The sequence below is a fragment of the Actinoplanes auranticolor genome, from assembly GCF_018332655.1.
GTDB lineage: Bacteria > Actinomycetota > Actinomycetes > Mycobacteriales > Micromonosporaceae > Actinoplanes > Actinoplanes auranticolor.
Genome location: NZ_BOQL01000098.1, coordinates 1 through 9,725 on the forward strand (window position 1 = coordinate 1; position 9,725 = coordinate 9,725).

A 9,725-nucleotide genomic window follows, 5' to 3' on the forward strand; every position below is an offset into this window, starting at 1 on the left:
AGAGATCGCGTTAGGAGTTCTTAGCGTTCCTGCACCGAGGCTCCAAGGCCTTTGAGGAACTCGGTCGTTCTTGGTTTGAGCTCGGCTGGTACAGCTACGGCGAGCAGGCGTCGGGCGCGGGTGGCTGCTACATAAAGCTGCTCGATGCGGATGACTGGGGTTCCCGGCCGACATCGGCACGGACGCGCCGCAGCATGACGCCGATCGAGATGGCCGTGCCGGCGGGCTTGGCGCCCGCACCCGCTTCGCACCGGCCCGGCGACGCCGGTGGGCGCTGGCCGCGCGGCGTCAGCCCGTGCCGACGGCGAAGATGTGCATCCGCCCGCCGTTGGTGCGGTCCGGCAATGTGATCGATCGGATTGTCTTGCCGGGCTGCAGCGTGAAGGTTGCGGCGAAGACGTAGGTGGGTATCTGGTCGTGTCCACCGCCCCAGATCGTGAAGTTGCGGTACGGCATCTGCGCGGCGATCGTGTTGCCGTGCCCGACCGGTAGTTGGCCGTTGGCGCGGGTCCAGTCGGTGAAGCCGAGAGTGGCCTCCTGCCGGGTGCCGTCGGTGTGTTCGATCGTGGCGGTGCCGGTGGAGCCCCACCCGTCGGCGGCGCCGAGCAGGCCAACCCGGGTGGCGCTCTGGACGGGCGTCACCGCGATGGTCTGCCCCGCGGCGATCGTGTTGTCGGCCTGCCCGGGTTCGGTCCGCGGCCAGCGGTAGGCGATGCTGTCGTGGGCAACGGCCGCGCCCGGGCTCAGCCCGGCGGCGGCCAGCGCCTGGCGGGAGTAACTGGTGCCGGTGCCGTCGAAGTCACCGCCGCCGAGGTAGGCGTCGTCGCTGATGCCGGCGTTGGTGCGGTGTCCGCCGAAGCCGGCGGCGAACACGTGCAGCCGCCCCGTTTGCGGCTGCGGGAGCGTGACGGCGACGACGGTGCGGGCCGGGTCGACCGGCACCGATGTGCTGAACAGGTATGTCGTCCAGCTGTGCGGGTTGCCCCAGAAGTCGTTGCGGTACGGCATGCGCGCGGCGACGACGTTGTCCGGGCGTTGCGCGACGGTAGCGCCGCCGAGCGTCCAGTCGGAGAACCCGACCGTCGCCGTGGCGACGGTGCCGTCGGCGTAGTGCACGGTAAGCGTGCCGGACGCGCCGTCGGGGTGACCGTCGGCGCCGCCGAGCAGGCCGAGCCGGGTGGCTCCGGAGGGGCCGCCGAGAGTGAGCCGCTGGCCGGCGGCTACCACGTTGTCCGGTTGGCCGGCGCGCACGTTGGGCCAGGCGTAGGTGATCCCGCCCGCGACGAGCGGGCTGCCGGGCACCACACCGGCCGCGGCCAATGCCTGCCTGGAATATCCTGAGCCGAACCCATCGTAGTCGGACAGGCCTGCGGTGCCGTCGAGGGAGACGGCGCGGTTGTCGGCGGCGGCCACGGCGTTCGTGGCGTGTGACGGCGGCGCGGCCTCGGACGTTGATGCCCAGGCCGTATCGGGGCTGGCGCCCAGACTGAACTGGACGGTGCCGCCGTCGGTCAGCACCGATGCGGGCAGGTATGCGTGGTTCCAGGCCGCGCCGGCCACGGTCATGGATTGGATGTAGGGAGTGCCCGCGGAGGCGGCCGGGGCGTCCAGGGTCAGCGTGCGCCCGTTCGGCAGGCGGATGTCCGCGCGGGCGAACGTCGGCGCGGTGACGGTCAGGTCGGCCGTGCCGGGAATGGCCGGATAGATGCCGAGCGCGGAGAACACGTACCAGGCGGACAGCGCGCCGAGGTCGTCGTTGCCGGGCAGGCCGTTGGGCGCGTTGTGGAACAGTTCGGTGTGGATGCGGCGCACCAGCGCCTGCGTCTTGTACGGCGCGCCGGCCCAGTTGTAGAGCCACGGCGCGCCGAACGACAGTTCGTTTCCCATCCAGGCGTGCGGGCCGGTCTCCTCGTTCAGCTCGGTGAAGTGGGTGTCCAGATAGGCGGCCATCGCGGCGTTGCCGCCCTTGGCGCGGATCAGGCCGCGGGCGTTGAACGGCACCATCGGCGTGTACTTCCACGCGTTGCCCTCGGCCCAGTCGACGAAGTCGGTGGAAGTCGGATCGAAACCGGGCTTCCAGGCCCCGCCGGCAGACCGGGGCTGAACGAAGCCGCTGTCCGGGTGCAGCAGGTACTGCCAGCTCTGCGCGCGGTCGGCGAACCGGGCACGCACGGCCTCGTCGCCGAGCGAACCGGCGAAGGTCGACAACGCGAAGTCGGCGATGTTGTACTCCAGCGACGTGGAGGTGTGTCCGTACGCGCCGCAACAGCCGTATCCGCCGTCCGCGGGCAGGTAGCCCCGGTTGTCGAGGTACACCGTGCCGGGCCGCGCGTTGCCGGGCACAGTCGAATGCGACACCATCGCCCGCAGGGCCCGGCCGGTGTCGAAGTAGCGGGCACCGAACGCGTACGCGGACGCGATCGCCGGCACGGCCGGGTCGCCGACCATGACGTAGGACTCGTCGTTGGCCACCGACCACTTGGGCAGCCGGCCCGTCTGGTCGTAGGTGTTGAGCATCGACGTCACGACGTCGGCCATGATCTCCGGCGCGACCAGGGAGGCGAGCTGGACCTGCGTGCGGTAGACGTCCCAGCCGGAGAAGTTCGCGTACTGCTCGGCCTGGCCGGCGGGCAGCGTCCGCACCGTATCGTCGAAGCCGCGGTACTGCCGGTTCGAGTCGCTGAACAGGTTGGGACTGAGCAGGGCGTGATAGAGGGCGGTGAAGAACATCGTCTGCTGCGCGGCCGTGCCGCCGGTGATCTGGATGCGGGACAGCAACGCACTCCACTGTGCTCTGGTCGCCTGCTGCATCGCCGGCAGGTCCCAGCCGGCGACGGTGTCCCGGTTGAGCCGGGCGTTGGCGACGCTGACGTACGAGATGCCGGCCCGGGCCCGCACGACCGCGCCCGCCGGGAACGACAGCGACATGCCGCCGTGGCCGGTCACGCCCGGCGGTGGGCTCCACGTGGTCGCGGCGGTGAACGGCCGGTCGAAGGTCACCGCGAAGTGCACCCGGTAGCGGTTGCCCATGCTGCAGAACCCGCCGCCGCCCACCGAGCCGGTGACCTCCGTCGTGCCGGCGGCCGTCAAGGCGGCATCCGTCACCGACGCTCCGCCGGCCGCCTTGAGCAGCAGGGTCGCCGGTCGCCCGGTGGGGAACGCGAACTGCGCCAGCGCCGACCGCTTGGCGGCGGCCAGCTCGGTCCGGACGCCGTTGTCCAAGGTCACCGCGTACCGGCCCAGCGACGCGGACTCGCTGGCGTGACTCAGGCCCACCGTCGCCGCGTTGCGGTCCGCCGGCGGCGTGCCCACGACCGGGAGGAACGGTACGTCGCCGAACGCCGGGCAGCCGGGCCCGCTCATCCGGTTCAGCCCGAAGCCGGTGACCGAGTCTGCCTCATAGCCGTAACCGCCGCCGTAACGTGGCGACGAATCCGGTCCCCATTGGACCATGCCGAACGGCGCGGTCGGCCCGGGAAACGTGTTGCCGTAGGCCGCCGTCCCGATCATCGGGTTGACCAGGGCGGCCGGGTCAGCCACCGGGTCGGCGACCGCCGGCCGGCCCGGCACGATCGTCGCCAGGGCCACGATCAGCAGGACCGGCAGTGCCCGGGTCACCACCGCTACCGAGCCGGTGATCATGCCGACCCACCGGGATTCACGCAATCGCGCTCCGTGCGGGTCCGCTTGATCCAGTTGCCCTGCTGGTCGAGGAAGTACGGCGCCCAGGCCAGGGTGTTCACGCACACGGTCGGCCCGGGCGGGTTCGCCGGCGGACGCGTCGTGCCGTGGTTCCAGGTGACCTTGCGGCTGGTCGACACCGTGCAGCTTCCCCTCGGAACCCCGGGGTCGACCGGCTCGCAGACGGCGATCGCCGGGCCCTCGGAGTCGGTGCCGGAGAATCCCCACTCGACGTTGAGGTTCATGCCGGCGCGGAAGTCCTGGGACCACCCTGTCAGCGCGGCGGTCGCGGTGATCGTGCTCTGACAGATCCAGAACAGGTCCACCGGGTTGCAGGACGGCGCGCTGGCCCAGGCGGTAGCGTTCAGGCCGCCGGCCGGTGGTGTCGGGTGTTGCGGGCCCAGCGCGGCGATGTTCGACCCGGCGGTCTCGCCGCCGGTGCCGATGCGAGTCACGTAGAACTCGTACGAGCTGGACCTCAGCGGCGCGACGACCTGCGAGATCCGGCCGGTGGTGGGCAGGCGTTGCCGCTGGAAGCCGCCGCCCGCCGCCACGTCGCGCACGTAGACCCAGTACCAGCCGGCCGGGTCGCCGTTCCACGCCAGCTGGGCTGAGCGATGGTCCTCCCAGTGGACGGTGAGCCGGGTCGGCACGGGCATGAAGGTGACACCGCGGGCCACGTTCGACGCCGGGCTCTGGCCGCCGGCATTTTCGGCCACGACGCGGAACTCGTACGTGTGATGCAGGGTCAGACCGGTCACCGTGTGCGTCGTGCGCTCCCGCGCCGGCAGGTCGAGCCGCCGGAAGCCCTGGCCGGCGGTGACGTCGCGCATCTCGATCCAGTAGAACATCGACGGCCCGGACGACACCCAGGACAGCCGGATGTTGCCGTCCGCGTCCGGGGTGGCCGTCAGGTTGCCCGGTGCCGGTGGCGGCGGCACCTGCGGCCGGACCTGAACGACGTTCGACGGGCTGCTCTCCACGCCGGCCCGGACGGCGGTCACGTAGAACTCGTACGTCTGACCGTTGGCCAGCGGCTGCGCGGTGAACGACGTGACGTTGTTCGCCGGTAGGTCGAACCGGTCGAACATCGCCTGCCCGACCGGGCGGTAGTAGATCCAATACATCAGTCCGGCCTGCGGCGCCGCCCAGGTCAGCGTGGCGCGCCCGTTGCCCGCCGAGGCGCGCAGGTTCGGCGGGGCGCCCGGCGGTGGGATCCGCGAGGTCGCCCGGGCCGTGTTCGACTGTGCGCTCTCCACCTCGCCCGGCCCGATCGCGTTGACCCGGAACTCATAGACGTCGCCGATCTCGAGCCAGCCCGCGGTGTGCGTGGTGCCGTTCGCCACGGGATAGATTGACTTGGTGAAGCCGGTCTCGCCGTTGCTGACGTTGCGGGTCCAGACCCAATACCAGATGCCCGGTCCCGACGTCGACCAGGCCAGCCCGATGCTGCCGTCGTCGTTCGATGTCGCGGTCAGGCTCGCGGGCACCGGTGGCGGGGCGTATCGGGATGTCGCCGAGGCGATGTTCGAGGGCGGGCCCTCCGCACCGTTGGTGCTGATGGCGGACACCCGAAAGTCGTACGTCTGGTTGTTGGTCAGGTAGGAGACGGTGAAGTTGGTTCCGGTGGTGACCGGGTATTCCAGCTTGGTGAACTGGGCGTCGCCGGACTTGCGCATGAACACCCAGTACCAGAAGCCGGGGCCGGTGAGCGTCCACGCGAGCCGGATGGAGCCGTCGGAGTTCGGCGTCGCGGTCAGGCCGGTCGGCGCGGGCGGCGGGGGTGCGGTCGGCGTGACCCGGACGGTGTTGGACCGAGGGCTTTCGCCCGAGTTGTTGTACGCGGTGACCTGGAAGTCGTACGGCGTGCCGCTGCGCAGCCCGCTCACCCGCGCGGTGGTCCCGTTGACGACGACGTTGCGCGCCGGCCGCAGCTCCTGATCGTCGGAGGTGGTGTCGCGCTCGTACACCCGGTAGTTGACCAGCCAGGGCTCGGGCGTCGTAACCTCGTCCCAGATCAGCGTGACGCTGCCGTCCGGCTGGGCCGTGCCGGTCAGGTTCCGCGGCGCCTGCGTGGGCGGTGGCAGGATCACGAACACCCACGCCGACACCGACTGCGGCCCTTCGCCGGCCAGCGTCTCCGCCGAGACCCGGAACTCGTAGGGGTCCATGTAGCTCACGTCGAACTCGGTCTCGTTGTCGAGGACCGGCTGGGTCCGGCGGGTGAACTGGGTGGCGCCGCTGTCCCGGCCGTTCGGGCCGACGGTCCGGCGCCGTTCGTGGACCCAGTAGCGGACGACGTCGAGCTGCGGCACCGGGTCCCAGGTCAGGCGAACCTTGCCGTTCCCGGCGAGGACGGCTTGCAGGTTGCGAGGCGCGTCGGGCAACCCGGCGCCGTTCGTCGGCGGCGGCGGGATGGAGACGTTGACGAACCGCGGCCGGTACATGCGCGCGTCCCGGTAGATCTCGTCCTGGTCGAAGCTGTTGACGTTGTAGGAGACCACGGCGGTCGCGCCGCCCGCGTCCTGCTCCAGGTGCAGCCGGGCGTTGTAGGTGTACCGGCTCGCGGAGGCCTCCGGCGCCTGGTAGATCGGCGAGCCGTGCCGGAACGGGCCGGTCGGCACGCCGGCGTGATAGGCGAAGATCCGGTTGTCGAGCCCTTCGCTCTCGTTGAATGTCACCAGGACGAACGACTGGTACTGCTCGAGATATTTGACGCTGAAACTCGCGCCGGTGCCCGTCATGATGCTGGCCACACCGGCCTGGCTTGCCGACCACTGGTCCGCGGGCCTGACGGCGCCGGTCCAGAACCGCCACTGGGCCAAGTCGGTGATCCGGCCCTCGGGTGCGCGGGCCACATAGAGCCGGCGCTGCTTGTCGACGATCTCCCGGCCGTAGATGTAGGTGAACCCGTCGCCACCGTCGACCATGGCGGCGCCCCACGCGACCGGGCGGTTCCCGTCGACACCCAGGCCCGGCAGCCGGGCCAGGCCGAGGAACTGCAGCGACGGCAGGCTGAACCGGGCGATCGCGATCTCGGCGTTCTTGAAAGGCAACGGCCCGCCCTGCCCGTCGTCGACGACATGCGTGTAGAACACGTGCACCTCGTCGCCGGCCACCCGGCCCTCGCCGGGCCACCAGCCGAAGTCACCCCCGGCGCTGTCCGGGCTCGTGGCGACCAGCGATGACGGGCTCGCCGCGGTACCGCCGTGGAGCGTGGCGGTCAGCGTCATACCCTCCTGCACCACCACCGAGTTGTGGATCATCGGGGCGTCGCGGGACCGGCTGCCGCCCTGTTCGACCTGCCCGAGGAACGTGTCGCCGAAGAACCATGCCACTCGGCCGTCCGGGAGCTTCACCGACATGGTCTCGTCACCGCCGGTCCAGTGGCCGCCCTCGTCCCCGTACCGGTTGAACAGCTCGTTCAGGTCTCTGCTCGGCGCGCCCCCGCCCGGCTGGGCCGGCGTCGCCACGAACAGCACTCGATGAGGCGAGCCTTCCCCCGCGTCGTACACCGTCGTCTTGGTGGCGTCGGCGATCAGAGCGGCCTCGACCTGCGCGGGTGTGTAGTTCGGATGCGCCGCGATGATCAGCGCCGCAGCGCCGGCAACTTGCGGGGCAGCGCCTGAGTTCCCGTCCACGACGGCTCTGGCATCCGGGTCGTCGGTGGACGCCAGATCCAGCCCGGCCGCCGGTGCGAAAATCTCCACGCACCTGCCATGACCCGATCCGGCCCACCGCACGTCGCCACGGCCGATGCCGCCCACCGTGACGACGCCGCCCAGGTCCGGCCCCATCTTGCCGGGCGACCAGTCGCAGGCCGGCTCTCCCGCGTCGTTCGCCCCGGTGACGACCGTGTAGCCGCGGTCGACCAGGGTCTCGATGGCCGCCTCAACATTGCTGAGGGCGCCGTTGTAGGCGAGGCTGATGTTCACCACGGCCGGCGCACGGCCCTTGGCGATGATCTCCTTGAGACCCGCTTCCAGCTGCGTGTCGGTCGCCTTGTCACAGTGCGAGACCTTCACCGACATGATCGGCGAGAGCTTCGACACGCCCCGCGTCCGGCCAGCCGCCGCCGAGGCCACCATGGTGCCGTGCGGCTTGCACGGCTTCGTGTCCTGCCCCGCGCCCGTCACGTCGGCGAAGTTCTGCACTCGGCCGCCGAACTCGCTGTGGCCGCTCCACACGCCGGAGTCGATGATGTAGATCGGTATGCCGCTGACGCCGTGATTGAACCGCTGGTCGAGCTGTGCGGGTCGTTGATCGTCGCGGTCCAGGTGCCAGGGCAAATCGGCGGTCTGCGTGTCCGCGGCCGCCGGAGACCCACCGAGAGGCTGAGCGAGCGACGCCGCGACAACTGCCAGAAGAGCGAGCACGGCTGTGCGCGTACGAGTGATCACGATGGTCCTGCCTTCCCCCGTCGGCAGAGTACTGTGACGTCTATCACGGTGGCCGCCCGCGGCCGTCCACACCAGACCTGCGCCGCCGAATAAGCGGTGACTGCGAATCAGGTCAAACCGATTGCCGGGGTTGCCGCCAACGGCCGCTGACGCGGCAAAGAACTTGGGACATCTGAGCGTGTCAAAGGGTTTCCTGGAGCAGGTCCTCAACAAGACCATCGCCCGCTACGGGCGCGTTGTCCCGCTCTGCGTCGACGAACTCAATTGCCGTCCGCATTCGCGCCGCTCACCGCCGTCTGGTCTCCACTGCCGAAGGGCGCTTGCGGATGGATGGCCAGGCCATCTCACCCGCCGTGACCAGCTCCACTAAGGCCAGCCACCCCGTATAACCGCAGCTCAAGTGGCCACCTGCCGTACACACGGCGCTCGTGGTGCTGGTCGGCCCGTCCTCGTGGTCTTCGGTTTCAGCCCCGCCGGGATCAGCTCGCCGCCGTATCCCTGCCGACGATGGTCAGAACACGCCCCAGCGGGCGGTCCCTCCGTACGGGGTGGTGTGGATGGTGTAGCCGTTGGCGGCCGCCCAGCGGCGGGCGGCGTCTGCCAGCACGCGGGAGCCGGCGTTGAGGTAGACCGTTGCGATCTCCTCCGTGCCGTGGGCCTCCAGGAGGGTCGCCAGCCGCTTCTGCGATTCCCGGTGGCCGACCTTCACGGCCAGGCAGACGAGATTGCGGTGGTTGGTGGTTCGAAGCGCGAACCGGACGAGGGCCGGATTGTAGAAGTGGGGTGGGGTCTGCCTCAGCGATTGATAGAGCGGCCGCGCCTTGTCGGGATCACGCCACTGACCGCGATCCAGGCACGCCGCCGCCCGTTTCAACAGGCGTTCCACCGCAGCCACGTCTGCCATCTCGGCGGGAGTGAAGCCTTCATCGTTGACCAGCGTTTCGTCGGCGCCCAGCGCGATGAGCCGCGAGATGGCGGCCTTACGACCTTCGTGGTACGCCAGATGCAAAGCGGAATCGCCGTCCGGGTTCTGCAGGTTGAGGTCCGCGGTGTCGAGAGAGCCAGTGTCGTTCGCCGAGGTCAGCATCGACGTGACCCGGCTGCGCAGGTCGTCGTCCCGGCGACGTCGCGTGGCGGTCGCCCGCTCGGCCGCGACCAGGCGGACGACGCTGACGATCATCGCGATGACACAGACGATCAGGGCCAGTCCCACGATGGTCCACACAGGCTCCTCGACCATGCGTCTACCTCTCATTCCCGGGACTGTGGTCGACCATCGGACCGAAGGCGGTGTCCTGCTCGTGCCCGGTCGGGAGAAGAGCCCGTTCGGAGACTTCCGGTATGCCCGAGAGGCGGGGGACTCCGGCATATCGTAGGCGGGCTTCCCGTCGACAGTGGTCGCGCCGATGTGACAGCCGGTGCGCAACTCCCGGATCGTACTCGTACCGGCCCTGGTACAGCTCGTCCGTATAACGGAGCCGCCGACCGCATAGGAACAGCGGCAGGCGAGAGGCGCGTCGGGCTTTGCGGCCCGTCTGCCAGTCGCAGCGACTAAGGCGTGTTTCATAAGTCGGGCTGGCCGGTGGAAGTCACGGCGTGGCGGTGATCGATAACTGAAGAGGTCTCCGGTATCTGGTTCTGCGA

General features: G+C 70.0%; 3 protein-coding genes. All 3 read right to left on the reverse strand.

Features of this window, described 5'->3' with window-relative positions; genetic code table 11:
* Positions 1-288 precede the first annotated feature (288 nt).
* The 3 genes from Aau02nite_RS44870 to Aau02nite_RS44880 all read right to left on the reverse strand — a co-directional run bounded on the left by Aau02nite_RS44870 (position 289) and on the right by Aau02nite_RS44880 (position 9,306).
* Positions 289-3,666, reverse strand: coding sequence for a GH92 family glycosyl hydrolase (locus tag Aau02nite_RS44870; protein WP_212994816.1), 3,378 nt, complete (start codon positions 3,664-3,666; stop codon positions 289-291).
* Positions 3,639-8,081 carry a DUF5005 domain-containing protein gene (locus Aau02nite_RS44875; protein WP_212994817.1) on the reverse strand — a complete coding sequence of 1,481 codons (4,443 nt, stop codon included), beginning with the start codon at positions 8,079-8,081 and terminating at the stop codon, positions 3,639-3,641. Before Aau02nite_RS44875 ends, Aau02nite_RS44870 begins: the two co-directional genes overlap by 28 nt.
* 511 nt (positions 8,082-8,592) lie before the next feature.
* Positions 8,593-9,306: an ankyrin repeat domain-containing protein gene (locus tag Aau02nite_RS44880; protein WP_212994818.1), complete on the reverse strand. Its 714-nt coding sequence runs from the start codon at positions 9,304-9,306 to the stop codon at positions 8,593-8,595.
* Positions 9,307-9,725 lie beyond the last annotated feature (419 nt).